The sequence below is a fragment of the Mycolicibacterium sp. XJ662 genome (assembly GCF_053484035.1).
The window spans coordinates 15,712-37,676 of record NZ_JBEFTL010000008.1 but is presented as its reverse complement, the minus strand read 5'-3'; the positions used below and the strand labels follow the sequence as shown (position 1 = coordinate 37,676).

At 67.2% G+C, this 21,965-nt stretch carries 25 protein-coding genes; 8 read left to right on the top strand and 17 right to left on the bottom strand.

Annotated elements, in window-relative coordinates:
* Position 1: 1 nt before the first annotated feature.
* The gene (locus ABQE93_RS19595; protein WP_448409993.1) at positions 2-1,099 is read right to left on the bottom strand and encodes an Rv2629 family ribosome hibernation factor; all 1,098 of its coding nucleotides are present in this window, start codon (positions 1,097-1,099) and stop codon (positions 2-4) included.
* A 52-nt stretch (positions 1,100-1,151) separates the two neighbouring features.
* Positions 1,152-2,435: a cytochrome P450 gene (locus tag ABQE93_RS19590; protein ID WP_448409995.1), complete on the bottom strand. Its 1,284-nt coding sequence runs from the start codon at positions 2,433-2,435 to the stop codon at positions 1,152-1,154.
* A 79-nt stretch (positions 2,436-2,514) separates the two neighbouring features.
* On the opposite strand from ABQE93_RS19590, the gene ABQE93_RS19585 reads away from it, so the two are divergent.
* A complete protein-coding gene (locus ABQE93_RS19585) occupies positions 2,515-4,434 on the top strand; it encodes a flavin-containing monooxygenase (RefSeq protein ID WP_448409997.1) in 1,920 nt (639 codons plus the stop codon).
* On the opposite strand, the gene ABQE93_RS19580 is transcribed toward ABQE93_RS19585, so the two are convergent.
* Both ABQE93_RS19580 and ABQE93_RS19575 read right to left on the bottom strand, forming a co-directional pair.
* Complete coding sequence (locus ABQE93_RS19580) at positions 4,431-4,934, bottom strand: nuclear transport factor 2 family protein (protein WP_448409998.1); 504 nt, start codon at positions 4,932-4,934, stop codon at positions 4,431-4,433. The two genes, ABQE93_RS19585 and ABQE93_RS19580, sit on opposite strands and share 4 nt — an antisense overlap.
* A gap of 75 nt (positions 4,935-5,009) precedes the next feature.
* A complete protein-coding gene (locus tag ABQE93_RS19575; protein ID WP_448410000.1) occupies positions 5,010-6,470 on the bottom strand; it encodes a glycosyltransferase family 39 protein in 1,461 nt (486 codons plus the stop codon).
* Between the two features lie 25 nt (positions 6,471-6,495).
* Between ABQE93_RS19575 and ABQE93_RS19570 the strand changes: the two genes are divergently transcribed.
* On the top strand, positions 6,496-7,461 hold the full coding sequence (locus ABQE93_RS19570) for an alpha/beta hydrolase (protein WP_448410002.1): 966 nt from the start codon (positions 6,496-6,498) through the stop codon (positions 7,459-7,461).
* 24 nt (positions 7,462-7,485) lie between these two features.
* On the opposite strand, the gene ABQE93_RS19565 is transcribed toward ABQE93_RS19570, so the two are convergent.
* On the bottom strand, positions 7,486-7,950 hold the full coding sequence (locus tag ABQE93_RS19565) for an SRPBCC family protein (RefSeq protein ID WP_448410003.1): 465 nt from the start codon (positions 7,948-7,950) through the stop codon (positions 7,486-7,488).
* A 160-nt stretch (positions 7,951-8,110) separates the two neighbouring features.
* Positions 8,111-8,410: a hypothetical protein gene (locus ABQE93_RS19560; protein WP_448410004.1), complete on the bottom strand. Its 300-nt coding sequence runs from the start codon at positions 8,408-8,410 to the stop codon at positions 8,111-8,113.
* A gap of 233 nt (positions 8,411-8,643) precedes the next feature.
* Between ABQE93_RS19560 and ABQE93_RS19555 the strand changes: the two genes are divergently transcribed.
* Entirely contained in the window at positions 8,644-9,528 is an 885-nt protein-coding gene (locus tag ABQE93_RS19555; protein WP_448410005.1) for a cyclopropane mycolic acid synthase family methyltransferase, read from the top strand.
* Here the strand turns inward: ABQE93_RS19555 and ABQE93_RS19550 are convergent, their stop codons facing one another.
* From ABQE93_RS19550 to ABQE93_RS19540, 3 genes are read right to left on the bottom strand one after another with little or no spacing between them, the layout of a single operon-like run.
* Positions 9,529-9,759: a DUF1660 family phage protein gene (locus ABQE93_RS19550; protein ID WP_448410066.1), complete on the bottom strand. Its 231-nt coding sequence runs from the start codon at positions 9,757-9,759 to the stop codon at positions 9,529-9,531.
* A 5-nt stretch (positions 9,760-9,764) separates the two neighbouring features.
* A complete protein-coding gene (locus tag ABQE93_RS19545) occupies positions 9,765-11,591 on the bottom strand; it encodes an MFS transporter (protein WP_448410006.1) in 1,827 nt (608 codons plus the stop codon).
* 54 nt (positions 11,592-11,645) lie between these two features.
* The gene (locus ABQE93_RS19540) at positions 11,646-12,488 is read right to left on the bottom strand and encodes an alpha/beta fold hydrolase (RefSeq protein ID WP_448410008.1); all 843 of its coding nucleotides are present in this window, start codon (positions 12,486-12,488) and stop codon (positions 11,646-11,648) included.
* 61 nt (positions 12,489-12,549) lie between these two features.
* On the opposite strand from ABQE93_RS19540, the gene ABQE93_RS19535 reads away from it, so the two are divergent.
* Both ABQE93_RS19535 and ABQE93_RS19530 read left to right on the top strand, forming a co-directional pair.
* A complete protein-coding gene (locus ABQE93_RS19535) occupies positions 12,550-13,200 on the top strand; it encodes a TetR/AcrR family transcriptional regulator (protein WP_448410010.1) in 651 nt (216 codons plus the stop codon).
* Positions 13,184-13,729, top strand: coding sequence for a lipoprotein LppJ family protein (locus ABQE93_RS19530; RefSeq protein WP_448410011.1), 546 nt, complete (start codon positions 13,184-13,186; stop codon positions 13,727-13,729). The genes ABQE93_RS19535 and ABQE93_RS19530 overlap by 17 nt, the downstream gene beginning before the upstream one ends.
* 10 nt (positions 13,730-13,739) lie before the next feature.
* Here ABQE93_RS19530 and ABQE93_RS19525 read toward each other — a convergent pair whose 3' ends face one another.
* Entirely contained in the window at positions 13,740-14,117 is a 378-nt protein-coding gene (locus ABQE93_RS19525; RefSeq protein ID WP_448410012.1) for a thiol-disulfide oxidoreductase DCC family protein, read from the bottom strand.
* A gap of 5 nt (positions 14,118-14,122) precedes the next feature.
* A complete protein-coding gene (locus ABQE93_RS19520) occupies positions 14,123-15,112 on the bottom strand; it encodes an NAD(P)H-dependent flavin oxidoreductase (protein ID WP_448410014.1) in 990 nt (329 codons plus the stop codon).
* A 33-nt stretch (positions 15,113-15,145) separates the two neighbouring features.
* Between ABQE93_RS19520 and ABQE93_RS19515 the strand changes: the two genes are divergently transcribed.
* Both ABQE93_RS19515 and ABQE93_RS19510 read left to right on the top strand, forming a co-directional pair.
* The gene (locus ABQE93_RS19515; protein WP_448410015.1) at positions 15,146-16,114 is read left to right on the top strand and encodes a threonine ammonia-lyase; all 969 of its coding nucleotides are present in this window, start codon (positions 15,146-15,148) and stop codon (positions 16,112-16,114) included.
* Positions 16,115-16,348: 234 nt separating this feature from the next.
* On the top strand, positions 16,349-17,062 hold the full coding sequence (locus ABQE93_RS19510; protein WP_448410067.1) for a L,D-transpeptidase: 714 nt from the start codon (positions 16,349-16,351) through the stop codon (positions 17,060-17,062).
* Positions 17,063-17,067: 5 nt separating this feature from the next.
* On the opposite strand, the gene ABQE93_RS19505 is transcribed toward ABQE93_RS19510, so the two are convergent.
* The 5 genes from ABQE93_RS19505 to ABQE93_RS19485 are packed head-to-tail and all read right to left on the bottom strand — an operon-like array spanning position 17,068 to position 20,131.
* Positions 17,068-17,742, bottom strand: coding sequence for a sterol desaturase family protein (locus ABQE93_RS19505; protein ID WP_448410016.1), 675 nt, complete (start codon positions 17,740-17,742; stop codon positions 17,068-17,070).
* Complete coding sequence (locus ABQE93_RS19500) at positions 17,739-18,461, bottom strand: FadR/GntR family transcriptional regulator (protein WP_448410017.1); 723 nt, start codon at positions 18,459-18,461, stop codon at positions 17,739-17,741. Before ABQE93_RS19500 ends, ABQE93_RS19505 begins: the two co-directional genes overlap by 4 nt.
* Positions 18,462-18,512: 51 nt before the next feature.
* Positions 18,513-18,884: a nuclear transport factor 2 family protein gene (locus tag ABQE93_RS19495; protein WP_448410018.1), complete on the bottom strand. Its 372-nt coding sequence runs from the start codon at positions 18,882-18,884 to the stop codon at positions 18,513-18,515.
* Between the two features lie 8 nt (positions 18,885-18,892).
* The gene (locus ABQE93_RS19490; RefSeq protein ID WP_448410019.1) at positions 18,893-19,312 is read right to left on the bottom strand and encodes a lipoprotein LpqH; all 420 of its coding nucleotides are present in this window, start codon (positions 19,310-19,312) and stop codon (positions 18,893-18,895) included.
* Between the two features lie 42 nt (positions 19,313-19,354).
* A complete protein-coding gene (locus ABQE93_RS19485) occupies positions 19,355-20,131 on the bottom strand; it encodes a helix-turn-helix domain-containing protein (RefSeq protein WP_448410021.1) in 777 nt (258 codons plus the stop codon).
* Positions 20,132-20,234: 103 nt separating this feature from the next.
* Here ABQE93_RS19485 and ABQE93_RS19480 point away from each other — a divergent pair, with 103 nt between their 5' ends.
* Positions 20,235-20,546, top strand: a complete 312-nt coding sequence (locus tag ABQE93_RS19480) for a hypothetical protein (RefSeq protein WP_448410022.1) — start codon at positions 20,235-20,237, stop codon at positions 20,544-20,546.
* On the opposite strand, the gene ABQE93_RS19475 is transcribed toward ABQE93_RS19480, so the two are convergent.
* The gene (locus ABQE93_RS19475) at positions 20,525-21,766 is read right to left on the bottom strand and encodes a cytochrome P450 (RefSeq protein WP_448410024.1); all 1,242 of its coding nucleotides are present in this window, start codon (positions 21,764-21,766) and stop codon (positions 20,525-20,527) included. The genes ABQE93_RS19480 and ABQE93_RS19475 overlap by 22 nt on opposite strands.
* Between the last annotated feature and the right edge of the window lie 199 nt (positions 21,767-21,965).

Sequence of the window (21,965 nt, the reverse complement as noted above, 5' to 3'; positions counted from 1 at the left end):
GTCAGGGCAGCGCGTAGCGCAGCACCGCGGCGACACCGTCGGCCGGCTCGATGCGCTCGTCGGTGCGGATCAGGTTGGCGCCGGTCGCGACGGCGGCCATGGGCAGCGCTTCGTCGGCCCGCAACGTCTGCGTCGGCGCCGTCCCCAACTCCGAGAGCACGTTCGGGTTCGGCGCGACGGTGGTGAGGTCGTCCCCGGCGACCACGGTTGCATCGCCGACGTCACCGATGATCAACGTCTCGACGGCACCGGCGCGCAGCGCGGCGGTCACCCCATCGAGCCCTTCGGTGGCCAGACCCGAGTCGTTGCCGATCGCGGCCTGGAACTGTTGTGCGGCACGGTCGATCGCGGCGAGCCGGCGGCGTAGGAACTCCTCGTCGATGGCCTGGTGCAACTCGGCGTCCTCGAAGCCGCTGTGCCTGGCGCCGACGGACAGCTCCACGACACGCGACGCGACCCGCTCGGGCAGGTCGGCGACCAGATCAGCCCGTGAGCTGACCTCGCCGACGACGAACACGATCTCGGGTGCGGCGTCGTCGACGAGCTCGGTGAGGCGGCTGGCCACGGTGCGCACGTTCTGGTCGCGGGCCGCGTCGGCGGTGCGCTGCGGATCGCCGTAGCCGGGTGTGTCAGCTCCCGACGCCTGGTGCACGGGGTAGCCGGCGCCGTCGACAGTCTCGGCGTCGGCGGTGTGGGCCCGGTACAGCGTGATGTCGGCGCCTTCGTGGTCGACGACCGCGACCACATACGTCGACCGGTCCACGCCGTGTGCGACGACGGGCACGATGTAGGGCAGCGCCGATACCCGCACCTCGGGGCCGGCCGGCCGGATGAGCGGTTCGTTGACCAGCACGCCGTCGGCAGTGGCGACCACCGCTCGACCGCTGCGACCAACCGGGGGAGCCGCCTCGAGGATGGCCCGTTCGATGTGGTCGGTGAGCGCAGGTTCGGCGCCCTGCTCCTCGAGCTGTTCGCGCAGCGCACGCCATCTCAGGTCGGTCTGCGCGGCGGCGTCCTCGGTGTTGTGGGAATCCTCGAAGTACACCGATCCGAAGGGACCGGACGAGTCCAGCAGCGAGCGAAAGTTTTCCGATTGCATGCTGTGTGGGTTACCCGCAGCGCGGGCGACGACACAGGTTCGCACGCACCCGTCAGCGCGGGGGAGTCCAGGCCACCGGTAGCCGCTTGATCCCGTGGATGAACGCCGAGTGCAGCCGGTCTGGTTCCTCGGTGGCGGTGATATCGGGCAGCCGGGCGTGCAGTTCCTCGAAGGCGACCGTGATCTCGCGGCGGGCGAGGTTGGCACCGAGGCAGAAGTGCGCGCCGCCGCCCCCGAAACCGACGTGCGGGTTGGGGTGGCGCCGCACGTCGAAGAGCCACGGGTCGGCGAACTTCGTCTCGTCGCGGTTGGCCGACCCGTACCAGAGCGTCACCTTGTCGCCTGCGGCGATCTGCACGCCACGCACCTCGGTGTCGCACGTGGCGGTGCGGCGCATGTACGCCACCGGCGACGCCCACCGCACGATCTCCTCGACGGCCGTCGGCGCCACCTCGTGGTAGTTGCGCCACCACAGGTCGCGCTGGTCGGGGTAGCGGCTCAGCGCAAGCACCCCGTGGCTGATGGCGTTGCGGGTGGTCTCGTTGCCCGCGACGACCAGCAGGATGAAAAACGACGCGATCTCGGCGGAGGTCAGCCCCTCACCGTCGAGTTCGGCCTGCACCAGGCTGGTGGTCAGGTCCTCACCCGGCCGGGCCCGCCGGTCCTCGGCCAGCGCCGTCGCGTAGGCACCGATGTCCATCGCGACGCGGGCGAACTCATCGAAGTCGGTGGCGATGTCGGGGTCGCCGAACCCGAGGATGACGTTGGTCCAGTGGAAGATCTGCTGGTGGTCCTGCTCGGGGATGCCCATCATGTCGCAGATGATCTGCAGCGGCAGGGGTCCGGCCAGTTCGGCGACCAGCTCGCCCTTGCCGTCGGGGTGCGCGGCCACCATGTCCTCGACCAGCCGTCGCGCCCGCTCACGCACGGAGTCCTCGACCATCGCCAGCACGCGCGGCGTGAACGCGCTGCGCACGATGTTGCGCAGCCTGGTGTGCCGCGGGTCGTCCATCGCGATCATCGAGCCGAAATATTCGTTGAGCTCCGGGTTCTGGTCGCCGATCGTGATGCCCAGCGCCGAGCTGAAGATCTCGGGGTGGCGGCTCGCGTAGAACACGTCGTCGTAGCGGGTGAGGGCCCAGTGACCGGCGACTTCGTTCTCGGCGTCCTCGATGTAGGCCGAATGGAAGGACACCGGCGCCTCGCGGCGCAGCGTGGTGAAGGCGCCGTCGCGGATATCGTCGTCGCGGCCCCAGAACTCCCAGGTGCCCAGGTCGACGTCGGTCAGCGGTATCTCGGGCGGTGCGGTGCCGTTCACCCGGGTCACGATTCCCACCTCCCCGAGCCTAGGCGCACTTCAGGCGGGCAGCACCGAAGCGGGCCAAATCCGCGTGTGCTCAGGCTAGAAAGGACGGGTGCGTAACCCACATGCCGGACAACCGTTTACGACGACGGACGAGGAGATCGCCGAGGCGCTGCTCGACGTCAGCATTCCCACACTGATGTTGTCGTGCGTGCACATGTCCGGTGACCCGAGCCTGATCCGCGGCGAGCTCAAACCCGCCGGCCTTTTCCTCAACGAGGTACAGGGCTACATGTCCGAGGAGGACAAGGCCGCTGCACGCAAGATCGCGCTGGAGGTCATCGCCGACTACCGCGACCGCGGCTGCCCCGAGCCCGAGCCGATCGGCGCGGACCTGCTGCACGAGTTGATGCAGTGGCTGGTGTGTGAGCCGGTGCCCGACGAGTACGTGCCGATGCTGCTCGAGGAGATGGAGCTCGACGGCCGCGATGCACGAGCGGTGCGTTCGTCGGGCGATGCCGCCGACTTCCCCGTGGTGGTTATCGGCTGCGGCGAGTCGGGCCTGCTGGCGGGGATCCGGCTCAAACAAGCGGGTATCCCGTTCACCATCATCGAGAAGAACGCCGGCGTCGGCGGCACCTGGTATCAGAACACGTACCCGGGCGCGCGGGTGGACGTGCCCAACCACTTTTACTGCTACAGCTTCGAGCCGACCGATCAGTGGACCCACTTCTTCGCCGAACAGCCCGAGCTGCAAGGATATTTCGAGCGCGTGATGGATAAGCACGACATCCGTCGCGACGTACTGTGGGAGACCGAGGTCACCGAGGCATCCTGGGACGACGACACCGCCACCTGGACCGTTCGTACCCGCGGCCGCAGCGGAACCACAACCGAGCTGTCGGCACGTGCGGTGATCAGCGCGGTTGGGCAACTCGACCGGCCGCTGATCCCGCAGATCGACGGACAGCACGAGTTCGCGGGCCCCACATTCCATTCCAGCGCGTGGAACCACTCCGTCGACCTTCACGGCAAGCGGGTCGCGATGATCGGCGCGGGTGCCAGCGGGTTCCAGATCGCCCCGGCGATCGCCGGCACCGTCGAGCACCTCACCGTATTCCAACGCACAGCGCAGTGGATGTTCCCGAATATGGGTTATCACGACGAAGTCGGCCCTGGCGTGCAATGGGCATTGCGGCACTTGCCCTTCTACGGCCGCTGGTACCGCTTCCTGCTGTTCTGGCCGTGGTGCGACAAGGGGTTCGACGTGGCACGCGTCGACCCGGATTACCCGGACCAGCAGAGGGCGGTCAACGAGGTCAGCGAGGGCGCCCGCGTCATGTTCACCGAGTGGATCAAGAGCCAGGTCGGCGACGACGCCGACCTGTTGGCCAAGGTGGTGCCGGACTACCCACCGACCGGTAAGCGCACCCTGCAGGACAACGGCAGCTGGCTCAAGACGTTGACCCGCGAGAACGTCGACCTCGTCCGGACCGGGATCCACCACATCGAGACCGACGCCGTCGTCACCGCAGACGGTACGCGGTATCGCGCCGACGTCATCATCTACGCCACCGGATTCGCGCACACCAAGCTGTTGTGGCCCATGACTATTCGCGGACGCGGCGGTGAAATCCTCAGCGAGCGCTGGGGCGAGCGACCGGCGGCCTATCTGGGCATCACCATTCCCGGCTACCCGAACTTCTTCTGCATGAACGGCCCCGGCACCTGGTTGGCGAGCGGCGGCAGCCTCATCTTCCACTCGGAATGCCAGATGCGCTACATCACACAGTGTCTGGAACTGCTGATCGCAGGCGGTCACCGGACGATGGAGCCCACGGTCGACAAAACGAGGGACTGGCACGAACGCAGCCAGGCCGAGATGCGCACGTTGGTCTGGTCGCAACCCACGATCAAACATTCCTACTTCAAGAACAGCTTCGGCGAGGTACACACGCTGTCGCCGTGGCGCCTCGTCGACTACTGGACCTGGACCCGCGAACCAGACCCGGACGACTTCGTGATCCGTTAAGCCAGTTCCCAGTTCATGTTCTTGGCGAACGTGCGGGCATCGTCGGAGATGGTCCCGAGTTCATGGCATCGCTTGATGTACTCCTGCACCATGACCAGGAAGTTCATCGGGTTGTAGGCGTCTTCCTCGTAGCTCCACTTGCCGTCTCCGGCGTAGTTGAGCACCGTGATCACGGGCGTCTGGTAAATGCTGCCGTCACCGGGATCCTTCATCCGGTTCATCACCTTGCTGATCACCATGCCCTTGTCGACGTCGATCGAATACCACTCGACCGGGTAGTAGGGCATTTCGCTACCGGGAAACATGTTCATCGTCGAGACGATCCACTCCCGGATCTGTTCGCGCCCAGCCATGTTGCCGAGGGCGTGCTCGACGTACGTCGCATCCGCGGTGAACTGGTCGGCGTAGGCCGACCAGTCCCAGCTGTTGCCGATCTCCACCACCGCCTGCTCGTAGCGGTGAAACGCTTCTTCGATCTCCTCGCGTGACCATCGACCCATTTCGCAAGACTCCTTCGGCACGCGGCGGCAGATTCGAACTGGTTCTACCAAACCGGGACCGGCGGCGAAGCGGTTTCAGCCGACCGTCAAGCTGCGCATCTGCGGCCAGATCTGCTCCCACGGCCGACGTTGCCCAATGAGCAGGTAGGCCTGCATGTCGTCGGCGATCTCGGCGATCGGCTCGCTCTCCGCGAAATACGAAGCGATCTCCTCGTCGTCGCTGCCGACGTAGAGCGCGGTGTCGTACTCGGCGGGCGGGGGAGGAAAGAATCCGTAACTGCGGTTGGTGCTGTAAGCCTGCGGCAGTCCGAATCGGGTTGAGTAGCCGTCGATGTAGGCGGCGACGATATAGGACTGCCCGATCACCACGGTGCGCGCGCGCTGCTCCTCGGGCAACGCGTGATAGGCGCCTGCGGTATCGCGGGCGATCTGCTCACCGGCGTCGGCACGAATGATCGTGACGGACAACACCAGCACCGCGGCGGCGAGCGCTGCGCTGGACACACCGGCCGACCACACCAGCCACCGACGCGCACGGCGACCCGCCTGCCGACGGCGCTGCAGGCCCAGCGCCCCGAGGGCCGCCAGCGGCGCGTACAAGCCGGCCACGTAGTAGGGGCGGCCCGGCGAGGCGACGAACACCGCGAACAACACCAGGAACGCGACGCCGAGGAAGCGGTAGTCGCGCAGCTCCGGCTCGCGCCACAGCCGCCAGAGGCCGTAACTCATCAGCGCGGTTCCGATGACCCCTGCGAAAAGCAGCATCTGCAGCGCGACGCCGATCCGCCCGCCGTACAGCGCGTCGGCCTCGCCGATCACCACCGACGACATGCTCAGCTGAGGCCACCCGTTGGCGTGCTGCCACAGCAGCGTCGGCGCCGCGAGCAGCGCGGCAACGGCCGCGCCTGCCCACAGCAACCGCCGGCACAACAACTCGCGCGGGCCGACCGCGGCGACCGCCACGACCAGCACCGCGCACAACAGCAACACCTGGAACTTCGTCAACGCGGCGATCCCGGCGACGACGCCCAACACCAGCAGCAGGCGATCGTCGCGCATCCGTAGCCACCGGACGAGCAGCCACACCATCAGCAGCCACTGCACCGGTTCGAGCATGTAGGGCGTCAGCCAATGCCCGCCCAGGGTGACCCACACACCCGTCGCCTGCGCGAACGCGGTGAGTCCCTGTGCGCGACGGTCACCTCCGAGTTCGCGCGCGATGAGCGCCGCGACCACCACAGCGCCCGCGGTTGCGAGCACCACCGGCACCCGCAGCGCCAACAGCGAGCCGGGAGCGATCGCGTCCATGACCGCCGCAAGTGCGGGTGTGAGCGGCGGCTGGTCGGCCGACCCCCAGTCGAGGTGATGACGGCCGATGGCCAGCATGTACACCTCGTCGAACCAGTAACCCTGCGCTGATGACCCTGCAACACAGTGCAATACGGCGACCAGGCCCGCGATCGGCAAGACCGCCGTCGTCGCGAAGGGGCTGATGGTGTGTTGATCGTCGGCGGTGTCCAATCGCGTCGCGGCCATATAGCGCCAGGCTAGTGTTTGGCCTATGGCACTCGGGATGGACGCCAAGGTGCTCGACCAGATGGCCCCGCTGGTTGCGGCGCTCGGCGACGTCGAACAGCCACCGGTCGGCGATGTGGAAGCGCGCCGTGTCAACGGGCACCGGATGTTCGACGCGGTCGCGGCGGCCAGGACGCCGGCACCCGGGGTGGCGGTCCAGCGGCACTCGCTGACCGTCGCCGACGGTACGACGGTCGAGCTGCTCTGGTATCACCTGTCCGGCGCGTCTGGCGGTCCCGGCAGCGCAGCGCTGTACTTACACGGCGGCGGAATGATTTTCGGGCTCGAGCACATCGGCGCCCTGTACGACATCGCGGTGCGTGACTACGTCGCGGTCTCCGGGGTGCCGATGCTCGTCGTCGACTACCGCATCGCACCCGAACACCCCCATCCGACGCCGGTCGAGGACTGCTTTGCGGCGCTGGAATGGCTGGTGGCAAACGCATCGACGCTGGGCGTGGACCCGGCCCGCATCGCGGTGATGGGCGACAGCGCGGGCGGCGGCCTGGCGGCCGGGGTGTGCCTGATGGCGCGCGACCGCGACGGTCCGGCGATCGCGCAGCAGTTGCTGATCTATCCGATGCTCGACGACCGCACGACCATCCCCGATCCCCAGCTCGTGCCGTTTCTGACTTGGACGTACGACGACAACATCACCGGATGGAACGCATTGCTGGGCGCGAGCGCCGGAACCGACGCGGTGTCACCGTATGCCGCACCTGCGCGCGCCGCTGACCTCGCCGGCCTGCCCGACACTTACCTCGACGTCGGCGATCTCGACATCTTCCGCCCCGAGAACGTCGCGTACGCCATGCGGCTGGCCGACGCCGGGGTTTCGACCGAACTCCACGTATATCCCGGCTGCCCGCATGCGTTCGAGGCGCTGGCCGCCGACGCGCCGGTGTCGCGCCGCGCCGTCAGCGACCGGGTACATCGTCTATGCAACCTTTAGCTGATCCGTTGCCGGACAATGATTTCAGGTGCTGCCGGGTGTTTCGACCACAGCCTTGATGCGTTCCAGCGTCTTGCGCATATCGCGGATGTTGCGTCGACGTCTCAGCTGGCCGCCGAACATCGAGAACAGCTTCATCGGCAGGGATTCGCTGAGCCGGAAAGACTCGGTGACGTCGGTACCGCCGTCGGCCGGGGTGAGGCGGTAGTGCCAGTTGTTGACGGGTTTGTCGCCGAGCAGTACCGCGAAGCCGAACTCGCGGCCCGGTTCACAGGCGGTGACCTCGCACGTCGTCCAGTACACCGGCCCGATCTCGTTGCGTTTGACGTGCCCGCGGAACCGCGCTCCCAGCGCCGGTCCGGTAGCACCGTCGAGCCATTCGGCCTCCATCACCTCGGGTGAGAACTTGCCGGTGTTGCGCACGTCCGCGATCAGCTCCCAGATGCGCTCCGCCGGCGCCGCCATCGATACCGTCACCGAACCGTCCATGTGTGGCTCTCCTCAACCTCGTCGCTACCCACCTTGCCCGGTTTCCGACGGATCGTCAGCGCCTTCGGCCTGATCGGGTCGTGTTCCCCGCCGTCCGGCTTCGGTCCGCGGTCAGTGGTCATGGGCACGCTCGTACCCTGGTCCGCGCGGCCAAACTTGGCTAGCGCAACTGGGCGATGTCGCCGTACAGGTCCGGCCAGGGTGGCCGACGCACCATCGTCACCCCGGCGAACACCGCCGATACCAGGCCGACCAGGATGCCCAGCAGGGCGATGCGGGTGGTGTCGACCGCCGGTTTCCACCGCACGCGGCCGTCCTTGATGACGAAGACACCGACCGGCTTGGTCACGGGGATCACCGTTGCTCCGTCGGTCGTTTCGTAGGGCTGTCCGTAGCGGCCCCTGGCATCCGGGTCGGCTTGGAGTCGCCGCAACATCTCGTCGGCATCCTGCAGGTTCATGTCCTCATCCTTACCTGTGGCCCGGCCATCCGTGAGACACCCCCGAACAATGCCGTCCGCGCACGTCACCGGTGTTCGCTGGTATTCTCGCCGCCGTCGTCGCACAGCCGCGTCCGAATCGCGTTCGGCATACCCGGACACTGCGCGTAGACTGCGCTGATGACGGGGGCGGCGCTCGCCCGAGATGCGAAGCCTTACTGATCAAACAATGCTGATGTGCAGAGGGTTGAGTTTTGCCAGAAACCACGAATAACGCCGGGGGCCTGGAGCCCCACTTCGAGGATGTGCAGTCGCACTACGACCTCTCTGACGACTTCTTCCGGCTCTTCCTCGATCCGACGCAGACCTACAGCTGCGCGTACTTCGAGCGTGACGACATGACGCTGGAAGAAGCGCAGATCGCCAAGATCGACCTGTCGCTGGGCAAACTGGGACTGCAGCCGGGGATGACGCTGCTCGACATCGGCTGCGGTTGGGGTGCCACGTTGAACCGGGCGCTGGAACGCTACGACGTCAACGTCGTCGGCCTCACCTTGAGCGAGAACCAGAAGGCCCACGTCGAGAAGGTGTTCGCGCAGTCGCCGAGCACGCGAAGCAAACGGGTTCTGCTGCAGGGCTGGGAGCAGTTCGACGAGCCGGTCGACCGGATCGTGTCCATCGGCGCGTTCGAGCACTTCGGTCGCGACCGATACGACGACTTCTTCAACATGGCCTATTCGGTGCTGCCCCAGGACGGCGTGATGTTGTTGCACACCATCATCAAGCCGAGCGACGAAGAGTTCGCCGAGACCGGGCTGCCGTTGACGATGAAGCTGCTGCGGTTCTCGAAGTTCATCATGGACGAGATCTTCCCCGGTGGTGACCTGCCGAAGCCGAACGTCGTCGAGGAGCACGCCACCAAGGCTGGCTTCGAACTCACGCGCGCCCACCGGCTGCGCCTGCACTACGCCCGTACCCTCGACATCTGGGCCGCGGCGCTCGAAGCCCGCAAGGACGAGGCGATCGCGATCCAGTCCGAAGAGGTCTACGACCGGTACATGAAGTACCTGACCGGCTGTGCGGATCTGTTCCGCGAGGGCTACACCGACATCTGCCAGTTCACGCTCGCCAAGAGCTGATCACCCGCGCCGGAACCGGCGCCACAGCCGCAACGGCAACAGCCCGATCAACGGTGCGCGCTTGCCCAGGTCGTCGGCGTCACGCTTGTTGAACGCCGCGGCATAGCGTTTCGCATCAGCGGCGCTGCGATATTGCTTGGCGCCGGCGGCTTCTCCGCACCGCTCACACGCCCACCGCATGGTCTTGCCTTCGGCGACAAACGTCGGCTGGTGCCCGAACACCCGACACATCGCGGTCACGTGGACGCCGTCTCGCTCTCCGGCGCGACGATCAGACCGCGGCGCTGGCGCGCGATTCGGTTCTCGGCCAACGCTTCCCGCATGGCCTTACGGAACTCGCCGGGACCCCAGTAGCGCGCTCCGACAGCCCTGTGCAGTTCACGCAACGTCATCGGCCCGCGTTCGCGCACGGCGCGGGCCATCGTTTCGATCTCGTGGTCCAGTGCGGTCTCCGGCACCCCCGGGGTGGGCGGCTCGCGCCAGGCTCCCCGCCATCCCGGAGCCGGGCCGGGACGGTACCGCCGCGCCGACGTCATGCTGGCCTGCTGGCGTTCAGCGCGTGCGGCGATGCGCTCGGCGCGCGCCTTGCGGTCGGGATCCTCATCCGGCACCGACTCCGCGGCCGCGGTGGTCAACGGCGCTGCCAGCGACTCGAGGTCTTTCCCTTCCGCCTTCACACCCAAGAACAGTTCGACCACTCCGGCGATCGCCATCACCGCGGCACCGATCAGAAATCCGATCGCCACCAGGCCGCGGTCCCCGGATCCGATCAACTGACCGAACAGCAGCGGTCCGCTGATGCCGCCGATCGCGGTGCCGACCGCATAGAAGAACGCGATCGCCATCGCGCGGGTTTCCATCGGAAAGATCTCGCTGACCGTGAGATAAGCCGCGCTGGCACCCGAGGACGCCAGGAAGAAGCAGACCGCAAGCACCGCGATGAACACCCAGGCCCCACCGGCTTCGGCCAAGAAGATCCCCGCAAGCACCGCCGCGACGACCGCCGACCCGATGTAGGCGAAGGAGATCATGGGTTTACGCCCGATGGTGTCGAACAACCGCCCGAGCACCACGGGCCCGCCGAAGTTGCTCAACGCCCACACGATGAAGAACAGCGGGACGAGCCCGGACGCCACGCCGTAGAACGTGCTCAAAATGGTGCCGAGGTTGAACGTGAACGCGTTGTAGATGAACGCCTGCCCGATGAACAGCGCCAGGCAGAGGAAAGCCCGTCGCGGATACAGCGTGAAGGCGACCTTGGCGATCTCCCGGAACGAGATCGCTTTGCGCTGACGCACGGTGATCGAGCCTTCGGCTTCCTCTAACGGCTGCTCGGTCTCGCGTTCTATACCGCGTTCGATCTCGCCGACGATCCGTTCGGCTTCGTCCTCGCGTCCGTGGATGAAAAGCCAACGGGGGCTTTCGGGTACGTTGCGACGCACCACCAGCACGATCAGTCCGAAAACGGCGCCGAGCCCGAATGCGACCCGCCAGCCGATGTCGGCGGGGAAGATCGAGGTGTCCAGCAACAGCAGTGCGCCCGCGGCGCCGCCGGCTGCGCCCAGCCAGTACGAGCCGTTGATCACCAGATCGACCCGGCCCCGTACACGCGCCGGAATCAGTTCGTCGATCGCGGAGTTGATTGCGGCGTATTCGCCGCCGATACCGGCGCCGGTGAAGAACCGGGTTAGATAAAAGTACCAGGGCGCGAACGCGAAAGCCGTTGCCACCGTTGCGGTCAGATACACCACGAGCGTGAGGATGAACAGTTTCTTGCGGCCGAACCGATCGGTCAGCTGACCGAAGAACAGCGCTCCTAGACATGCCCCCGTGATGTAAATGGCTGCGGCGATGCCGATTTGACCGGCAGTGAGCTCGATGCCGCTGCCTTCTTCGGTCAGCCGGGACGCGACATTGCCCACCATGGTGACTTCGAGCCCGTCGAGGATCCACACCCCGCCCAGCCCGAGGACCACGCGCCAGTGAAAACCCGACCAAGGCAGTCGGTCTAGCCGGGACGGAACCTGAGTTGTGATCGTGCCGGTCTCCACCTGACTGCCCATCACGCCCTCCCTACCCGTTGGTGGCTGGCAGGGGAGTACCCAACGCGCGAGCGGTTATGCCCGGGCGGCGCGCACACCGGCGATCGCGTCGACCACGGCGCCAGGTGCGTCCAGCGACACGAACGTCCTCGCGTCGGGCACCTCGACCAGGGTCGAGTGGGGGAACTGGGCGGCCAGTCGCCGACCCAGCGCAGGCGTGAACGAACGGTCGCGTAGCCCCCACACCACGGTGACGGGCTTGGTGAACTGCGGCAGCCGAGCGGCCACGTCGACCAGATCCGTCTTGGCCACCGCACGCAACAGGGTGGCCAGGTCCCGGCGGATGCGCGCGTCGGTGCGGGCGGGTTGCACCCAGGACGCCGTGAGTTGCGGTTCGGGGCGCAACAGCAGGCCGTAGCCGAGCGGGGAGTGGCGCAGCGGTCGCCACCTCAACGCTTCGAACAGCACCTTGATCGAAATCTGTCCGCGCAGCATGCCGAACACGAGGTTGAACGGGAACGGCGGAAACTTGTCGAACGCATCGCAGTTGGTCAGCACCAACCGGCCGATGTGTTCGGGATACGCGTCGACGACGAGTTGGCACAGGGCGCCCCCGGTGTCGTTGCCGACCAACGTCACGTCGGAAAGGCCGAGCGCGACGACGAAGTCCCGGATCAGCGCCGCGAGCCCCGCGGGCGTGAGCTGCGCCGAGTGCTCGACCGGGATGGTGTGCGCGCCCAGCGGCCAGTCCGGCAGATAACAGCGGTACCCGCGGGCGGCCAGCCCGTCGGCGACCCGGTCCCACAGCCGGCTGTCGGCGAGGATGCCGTGGACGAACACCACCGGCGGATGCGGCGATTCCTGCGGACCCAACACGCGGTAACCGATTCTGGCCTGCTTCAGCGCTACCTGCGGCATCTTCGCTATCCTTCCGATCAGAACTTACAAACAACTAGTATGGAAGTTACGTGCAGACTGTATGAAAGTCAACGACGGGAATGATACTGCGCCTTCGGTGCGGCGCACCCAGGCCGAGCGGTCGGCGGCCACCAGGGCGCAGCTGCTCGGCGCCGCCCGGAAGTTGTTCGCCGACAAGGGATTTTCGGAGGTGTCCACGCAGGCAATCGTCGACGCGGCCGGCGTCACGCGCGGCGCCCTCTACCACCAGTTCGCCGACAAGACCGAGTTGTTCGCCGCGGTCTACGAAGACGTGGAGCGGGAATTGGTCGCCGATATCGGACGCCGGATCAGCTCTGCGCAGCCCCGCGATCCGGTGCAGGCGATGCGGATCGGCGCCCGGTTGTTCTTGGACGGGTGTTCGGCGCCCGATGTGCAGCAGATCGTGCTGATCGACGCGCCCGCCGTGCTCGGCTGGGAGCGGTGGCGCGCCGTGGGTGTCAAATACGGGCTCGGCGTCATCGAAGCCATGCTTGCGGCCGCCGTCGAACAGGGCGCGATCCCGCAGCAGCCGTTGCGTTCGACGGCTCATGTGCTGCTGGGTGCGCTCGACGAGGCCGCGCTGTTCGTCTCCCGTGCGGCCGATCGCGACCAGGCGCGCAGCGATATGGAGGCCGTCTGTGACCGATTGATCAGCGGCATCGCCGGGAAGGGCCATGCCGGACCGGGGTGACTGGTTACGGTCGCGGCAGTCCACGGCGCTGCTGTGGGCCGCTTTGATGCTGTGCCTGCTTCTCGGGGTGGGGTTCGTGGTGGTCAACGAACCGGCCGTGCAGGCGCCGCGCCAACACGCCGAACCCCTCACCGACGAGCAGGCCGCGGCTCAGGTCGTCGACGCCGCGCGCCAGATCGTCGCCGCAGCGCAGCTGCAGCGGCTGGCGGGCGGCTATGCGTACATGTCGTGCAAGAACGTCGACGAGCCGCCGTATCAGGCGGTCTTTCACCTCAATTTCGCGTATCCACAAGATAATTGGCGCTATCTGGCCGACGTCGCCGCGGCGATGGCCGAACACGGGTGGGCGCAGGCGCCGACGACGGCCGAACGCTTCGGGCACAAGCTCACCAAGGACGGCGTCCTGGCGGTGCTGCACCGCCAGGACGATGGCGTCGCGGTGCTGCGGCTTTACGGGGAGTGCCGCAACACCGGTGATCACCGCGACGACAACCCGGCATGGATCGACGTCGACCTCGCGCCGCGCTGAGCGGGCAGGTTCAGCAGGAAACCGGATGCGACTGGCAGTACGGGGTGGTGCCGGGAAAACGGTGCCGGTGGTCGGCGACCCAGCGGTACACCGCTTCCTGGACCACGCCGACGCCGGGCAGGTGGTAAAGCCGCAGCGGCAGGCGCGAACCCAGCGCGCAGGACAGGGCGGCGTTCACCGCTTCGGCGCCGCCGCAGACCGCGCCGGATGCATCGAGCCAGCGCACCGACTCCAGCAGTTGTGATTCCGCAATGCCGAGGCGTTGCGCGGCGCCTTCCCCCTGCAGCGGTTCGGTCGTCAGCTCACCGGTGCGGTCGAACTTCAGTAGAAGGTTTCGCGCCCTGGTGCACATGCCGCACCGGCCGTCGAAGAACAGCACTCCGTTCATGGTCTTCATTGTCCTCGCGGCGCGAGCAGCGCGACAGCCTCGCGCGCCGAGATCACCGAGTCGATCCGCAGCACGGTTTCACCGGCGTAGAGCGCGGTGCGGTCGACCGAGGAGTCCGGCATGTCCACCGTCGGGGCGACGGGGGAGAACAGCGGCACGATCGGCTTCTGCAGGCCGCCCACCGATGCCGCCGCACGGTCGGGGAGCCGGGCCAGTGGGGCGCTGAATGCGTTGAGCAGCCGCGGCGCCAGCCGTGCGCGTCCGTCGTCGTCACACCAGCGCCGGGTGGCGGCGTTGGCCACCACGCGGTGCGGTGCGGGCCAGCCGAGCCCGAACAGGGTGGTGCGAAACGTCTTGTCCGCGGCGAGGATCCGCTGCTGATATGCGCGATGGGCGCGTGACTCCCGGGTCAACAGAAACCGCGTGCCCGCCACCACGCCGTCCGCGCCGGCCGCCAGCGCCGCGCGGGTGTCTTGCGCCGACGCGATACCCCCGGCCAGCAGAACCGGCCGGCCGTCGGCGTTGCGCGAGGCCACCGGCAAAAAGCTCAGCGCCTCGGTGTCGCCGGTGAGGTGGCCGCCGGCCTCGCGTCCCTGCGCGATCAACCCGTCGGCGCCCCAGGCGATGGCCCGGCGGGCCTGCGCTTCGGTGCCGACCATGACGAACACGAACACCCCGCCCTCGCGGAGCTGCGAGATCATCGCCCGGTCGATTCGAAACGCCATCACCGCGACGTCGACGCCCGATTCCACGCACGCCTGGACATGGCTGCGACGGACGAAGGGCATCAGCAGGTTCACCGCGACCGCGCGGCCGGGCGCGGCCTCCCGCAGGTACCTGACGGCGTCGGTGAGCCGGTCGGGTGCCGTCAGGCCGAGGGTGCCCAAACCGCCGGCCGCCGCGACCGCAGCGGCCAGTTCAGGGCCGGCCAGCCCGCCGCCCATCCCCGCCTGGGCGACCGGAACGTCGAGGCGCAGCCGGTCAAGCAGATCCATCAGCCGTCACGACGCCACCCTATCGCTGCCGGGATGCGTCAGACTGGACGCGTGCGGCTCGTGACGGTCGACGACATCGAAGAGGCGGCCACCAGGGTCCGCGCCTTCATTGTGCGCACACCGCTGCTTGCGGCGGCGTGGGCGGGCGACGACGACCGGCCGCTGTGGGTCAAACCCGAAAGTTTGCAAACGATCGGCGCATTCAAGGTGCGCGGCGCGTTCAACGCGATCGGTCGTCTCGACGAATCCGTGCGCACCAGGGGAGTGGTGGCTTACTCCAGCGGAAACCATGCGCAGGCGGTCGCGTACGCCGCCGCGGTGTTCGGGATCCCCGCGCATATCGTCATGCCGCGCGAGACCCCGCAGGTCAAAGTGGCTGCGACGCGCACCCACGGCGCCGAGGTGCTGCTGTGCGACGCGGGGCAGCGCGAGCGCGTGGCCGGCGACGTGGTCGAGCAGACCGGCGGGGTGTTGATACCTCCGTTCGACCACCCCGACATCATCGCCGGGCAAGGCACCATCGGGTTGGAGATCGCCGAGGACCTGCCCACCGTCGACAACGTGCTGGTGCCGGTCAGCGGCGGCGGCCTGGCGTCGGGGATCGGGACAGCGATCAAGGCGCTGTGCCCGAACGCGCGGGTGTTCGGGGTGGAACCGGCGTTGGCATCGGACACCGCTCAGGCGCTGCGTGTCGGTCACCGCGTCGAGTGGCCGATCGAGGACCGCAACCGCACCATCGCCGACGGGCTTCGCTCCCAACCGTCCGAGTTGACCTTCGCACACCTGCAGGCCGTGTTGGACGGCGTCATCACGGTGACCGAAGGTGAAATCCGGTCCGCGGTAAGCGAACTCGCGCTGCGGGCGCGGCTGGTCAGTGAGCCAAGCGGCGCGGTTGCGTTGGCCGCCTACCGGCAGGGCTCAACCCCACCCGGGCGCACGGTGATGGTGTTGTCCGGCGGCAACATCGAACCCGCGCTGCTGCAGGAGATCCTGAGCTCGTAGGCCGCGTGGGCGATAACGGCGTCGGCTCGAGTTTCACTCGAGTTTGCCCTGAAACGATTTGGGCAACCAGATCGATGAACGGGTAGACCGCATGTATGGAGCCAGCCGACATGGGCGCTGTTCCGCGTGCGGTTGCCGAGGTAATCGGCCGAGAGAACTTAGGATGGCAGTGTGCTGAACGACGCAACGCACGGGTTGCGGGCCCTACGTCGGGCCCTGCGATTGGTCGTGGTCATGGCAGGTGTTGCCGCGCTCACGACGATGGGGTCCGTCGCGGTCAGCCCTGCCGCCGTGACCACGCCCACCCAAGTCGTCGGCATCCATCCGGCAGGTCAGACGGTCGGCGTGGCGCATCCGGTGACGGTCACCTTCGCAGGCGCCGTCGCTGACCGGGCCGCCGCCGAGCGTGGCATTGACATCGCATCCCCGGAACCGCCCGCCGGCACGTTCACGTGGCTCAGCGACCGGGTGGTGGAGTTCACCCCGACGACGTTCTGGCCGGCTCACTCGACCATCGCGATCACCGCGGGTGGCGCGAAGGTCAACTTCCAAACGGGCGCGAAAGTCGTCAGCGTTGCTGACATCAGCGCCTACACGTTCACGGTCAGCATCGACGGTGAGGTGGCGCGCGAGATGCCCGCGTCGATGGGCAAACCCAAGTTTCCGACGCCAACCGGCACGTTCACCGCACTCGAGAAGCAACGCCGGCTCACGTTCGACTCGCGCACGATCGGTATTCCGCTCGACGATCCCGAAGGCTATCTGATCAAGGGCGAGTACGGCGTTCGCGTCACCTGGGGCGGTGTCTACGTGCATTCGGCGCCGTGGTCGGTGGGTTCACAGGGCTACGCCAACGTCAGCCACGGCTGCATCAACCTCAGCCCATCGAACGCGGCCTGGTACTTCGACACCGTCCGCATCGGCGATCCGATCATCGTCCGGGCCTAAGAGCTTTACCTGCCCGCCGATATTTGTTCGGCGTGAAGGTTTTTCACCGTAGGTGAGTTCTCCACCGTGGCCGGGTCAGGATACGTCCCGAGCACCCGGTCGGCGGTGCCGGAACTGGTGACGGTGAACCAGTAGCGCTCGTTCTTGAAGTGGTGCTGACGATGGTTGCGCCAAATCGCGCGGTACAGACGTGTTTTGGGCTTGTAGTCGGTATGGATCAGGTAGTGCGTCCACTCATAGGCCAGGCCGAACGCCGCGATGCACACAAGGAAAGTCAGGCCCATGCCCAACCGTGGGAAGGCCAGCAACGCGACGCCAAGCGTGAGCGGAAGCACCCACAGCAGCGCCTTCCACGGGATGAAGATCAACGCGACGGTCCGCGGGTCCCGGTGGTGCGCCCGGTGCTCGCGGGCGAGTAGCGGATCGAAGGTGAACGGACCGAATCTCTTTGGCCGCCAGTGCAGGATGAACACGTGCACGATCCACTCGAGGAACGGGAACAACGCCACCATCACCAACGGCACGACCGCGTCGGTGGGCTGAAAGTCGCCGACGGCGATCCGCGCCACCAACGCGACTGCCAACAACGCGCCGATCATCCACGGGGACGGGTGCTTCCAGAACTCGCGGCGCGCATCGGCCAAGGTGAATGTCTTACGGGTGGCACGTGTGGCGGTCATCGCGGTTCCTCCAGGTTCTCCAAGGCCGCCAGCAGGGCCGTGGTCGCGGGCTCGAGAAGCTCGTGTGCGGCCTGTCTGGCGCGCTCCGGCTCACCCGCCTCGATCGCGTCGGCCACCGCGCGATAAGCCTGCGGGCGTCCGACCTCATCGGCCATCACCGCGGCCAGGGCAGGCAGCGCGGGTTCATAGGTGGCGCGCAGCGTGTTGTACATCAGCCGGAACGCGATCGAATCGGCGCCGTCGACGACGCGATCCCAGAAGTTCAGCGCATGGCGCTGCTGTTCGACCGGGTCGGGTTCGGCGCCCAGAGCGCGCAATACGTCGTCGAGCAGTCCCGCCAGCTCCGGACCGCGTCGCTCGGCCGCCAGCTCAGCCACCTTGGGTCCGTTGTGCAGCCGCGTCTCCAGGATGCTGCGGACCACCGCCACATCGAGTTCGCCCGAGCGGATGAGCAGCCGGGGCAGCAGGTCCAGCCCGGCGTGCCTGCGGAAGTCGCGCACGGTGGTGGCGTCGCCCTGTCGCACCTCGACCAGCCCGGCGGCGGTGAGCCGCTTGAGCGCTTCACGCACCGCGGGCCGCGACACCCCCAGCACCTCGGCCAACCGGCGCTCACTGGGCAGCGTTTCCCCTGGCTGCATCTCGCCGCTGAGCACCTCGGCGACGATCTGCTCGAAGACGTCTTCGGGAACGGAGCGTCGGTTCACCGGTTGCAGGGCCATGCCGCCACCCTGCCAGCGCACCGGCCAGAGGTCAAGTGGTCTGACCAGTTGTCAGGTCGCGCTGAGCCGGGCCTTCATCGCCTCGGCCAGCGCCAGCAGCGCCGACATGGGCCGCACCATGACGGTGAGCTCGGTGATCACGCCGTCGTCGTCGCGCCGGATGAAGTCGCAGCCCTCCAGGCGTTTGTCACCGACCCTGGCCTCGAACACCAACGCATGATCGGGACCGTCGTCGGCACCGATCTCGCGGACATAGCGGAAATCCTCGAACACCTCCACCACGGCCGTCAGGATCTGCCGCAGCGGTTCCCTCCCGACGTACGGGGTGAACACGACCGGGCTCTTGAACACCACGTCATCGTGGGTCAGCGCGAGGGCCGCGTCCAGGTCGTTGGCTTCGATTGCGCGGCGGAAAGGATGCATCGCCGGGTTCAGCAGTTGGCTTCGATGCGGAACTGCGCGGTGACGGCGTTGCTCGGGTTGTCGGTGAACGCACCGTCGGCCGACCCGTCGATGATGAAAGTCCCGCGCTCGCTGGTCACCTCGGCTTCACCGATGCTGCCGTTCCAGAAGGTGCCCGTGAAGCCGCCGATGTCGCGGAACTCCACCGACTGGACGGTGACCTGATCCCCGGTGTCGATGCTGGCCGTGAACCCCTTGTCCTCGTCGGGAGTTTCGATGGTCCACGCCCATCCCGACTGTGAGCAGCTCACGGGATGTGGCTGGCCCGTGCTCTCGCCGTTGATGATCACCTTCGCGGTCGTGCTGCCCAACGCCGCCGGCTGCCCTGCACATCCAGCCGCGCCGGCGATCAGGGCAACGGCGGCCGTCGCAACAAGTCGGTTGTCCATGGGGCCAGACTCTATTGCCGTTGGCGGTCATCGGGGTGTGTTTCACCGCAGAGCGGCGGCGGTGTCGTCGTCGGCAGGCAGGAACGCCTCGATGGAAAGCTCTGCGGCGGTGACGTCGAGCGCGGTGCCGAACGTGGTGACCATGCTGAGGAAAGTCAGCAGTCGACCGTCCGGCGTGTAGAGCTCGAGGGGTACGGCGACACCGCCGAGGTCGAGGGTTTCGTCGAAACCTCCTGGATAGTCTTCGATCTCGGCCAATAGCGCCGAAAGGTCGGCCGAGCCGCTGACAGCCGCTTCGCGGCGCAACCGGGCGATGAGGTGGTGGCGCCACTGCGCGAGGTTGCGGATCCGCGGTGCCAATCCGTCGGGATGCAGAGCCAGGCGAAGCGCGTTCGGCCGTTCGAGAAGGTGGGATGCGACGCCCTCCAGCAGCACCCCCGTGCCGGCGTTGGCGCGCACGATCTGCCAACCCCGGTCCACCACCACGCACGGAAAAGGGTTGTAGGCGCCCAGAACCCGATCGACCCCTTCCCGCACCGCGGCCATGTCCGGATCATCGAGGGAGCGTTCGCCGTACACCGGCGCCAGCCCGGCGGCCAGCAGCAGCTGGTTCTGTTCGCGCAGGGGCACGTCGAGCACCCGGGCGAGGCGCAACACCATCGCCCGACTCGGCGCCGACCGTCCGGTTTCGATGAAGCTGACGTGGCGCGCCGAGACGTCGGCCTCGATCGCCAGGTCGAGTTGCGACAAGCGACGGCGTTGGCGCCAGTCGCGCATGAGGGCGCCGAACGCCGGAGCCGGTGCGTCGAGTGTGCTCACGGGTTCAGTGTCGCCCACCACGACGTGCGCGACCACTACCTGTCAGGTAATTGCGGCGCTTACCTGCGGGGGGGACGGTGAGGGTGTCAGCCCGAGCCAAGGAGTGACGATGACGACCACATCGCCCACCGATACGCCGATTCCACGGTGGCTGCGTTTCGTGTTGGCCTCCGACCGCGCGGGGTCGGCGGCCTACATCGGCGCCGGTTTCTTCTTCGCCCCGGTGCTCGCGGTGCTGTCACCGTGGCCGACGGTGACCGCGGTGCTGTGGGCGGTCATCGGGCTGTTCGGGTTGTGGCTGGCCCTGCTCGGGATCGCGATGGCGACCGGCCTGGCGATGGTCTTGCGCGCGAACGCCGAGATCCCCGAGGAGTACTGGCGTTCGATCATCGACTACGCGCCTGCGCCGGAGTAATCCACCTGCCAGTGTTTGATGCCGTTGAGCCAGCCCGACCGTAGCCGTTCGGGCTTGGCGAGCGGAGCCAGGTCGGGGATGTGGTCGGCGATGGCGTTGAACATCAGGTCGATCGTCATGCGGGCCAGGTTGGCGCCGATGCAGTAGTGCGCGCCGGTGCCGCCGAATCCCACGTGCGGGTTGGGATCTCGCAGGATGTCGAACGTGAACGGATCGTCGAACACGTCCTCGTCGAAGTTGGCCGAGCGGTAGAACATGACGACCCGCTGGCCCTTCTTGATTTCGACGCCGGCCAGCTCGGTGTCCTCCAGTGCGGTGCGTTGAAACGAGGTGACCGGGGTGGCCCACCGGACGATTTCGTCGGCGGCGGTGCCCGGGCGGTCCTTCTTGAACAGCTCCCACTGATCGGGGAAGTCGGTGAACGCCATCATGCCCTGGGTGATGGAGTTGCGCGTCGTCTCGTTGCCCGCGACGGCGAGCAGAATGACGAAGAAGCCGAGTTCGTCGTCGGAGAGCTTGTGCCCTTCGACGTCGGCCTGCACGAGCTTGGTGACGAGGTCTTCGCCGGGCTGGTCGGCGCGCTCGGCGGCCAACTTCATCCCGTACATGATCAGCTCGGCCGACGCGGTGAGCGCGTCGTTGTCGGCGAACTCCGGGTCCTGGTCGCCGACCATCTGGTTGGACCAGTGGAACAGCTTCATCCGCTCTTCCTGCGGCACCCCCATCAGGCCGGCGATGGCCTGCAGCGGCAATTCGGCGGACACCTGCTCGACGAAGTCGCCGGTGCCTTCGGCGGCGGCGGCCTTGGCGATCGCTTGTGCCCGCTGGCCGAGTTCCTCGCGCAGCCGCTCGACGGCCCGAGGGGTGAAGGCGCGCGAGATGATCTTGCGCAGATGGGTGTGGTGCGGTGCGTCCATGTTGAGCAGGACGTACTTGCCCCGCTCGACCTGCTCGCCGACCGTGCCGTCGCGGTAGCGCGGCAGCGCGGTCTTGGCCAGGCTGGAGAAGACGTCGCTGCGCAGCGACACCTCCTTGACGTCCTTGTGCTTGGTGACCACCCAGAAGCCGCCGTCGTCGAAGCCGCCCGTTCCGATCGGTTGCTCGTTCCACCAGATCGGTGCGACCCTGCGCATCTCGGCGAGTTCCTCGACCGGCAGTCGCTCGGCGTAGATGTCGGGATCGGTGAAATCGAAGCCGGGCGGGAGGTTGGGGGTCGGCATGGATGCATTCCTCACATGACGGGATCTAGTGCGCCTATCGCATTGCTACACCACAGTTGAGCCTGTTGAGCCGTGTTGAGGAATTTCGGAAGTGAAACGTGTTCCGGCGGCATCGCTAATTGACTTCTTGGTCACCGGGGCCACAGGTGTAACAATTTTGGCGGCCCGGCATATTCATCCAGTGACGCCACCTGTGGAG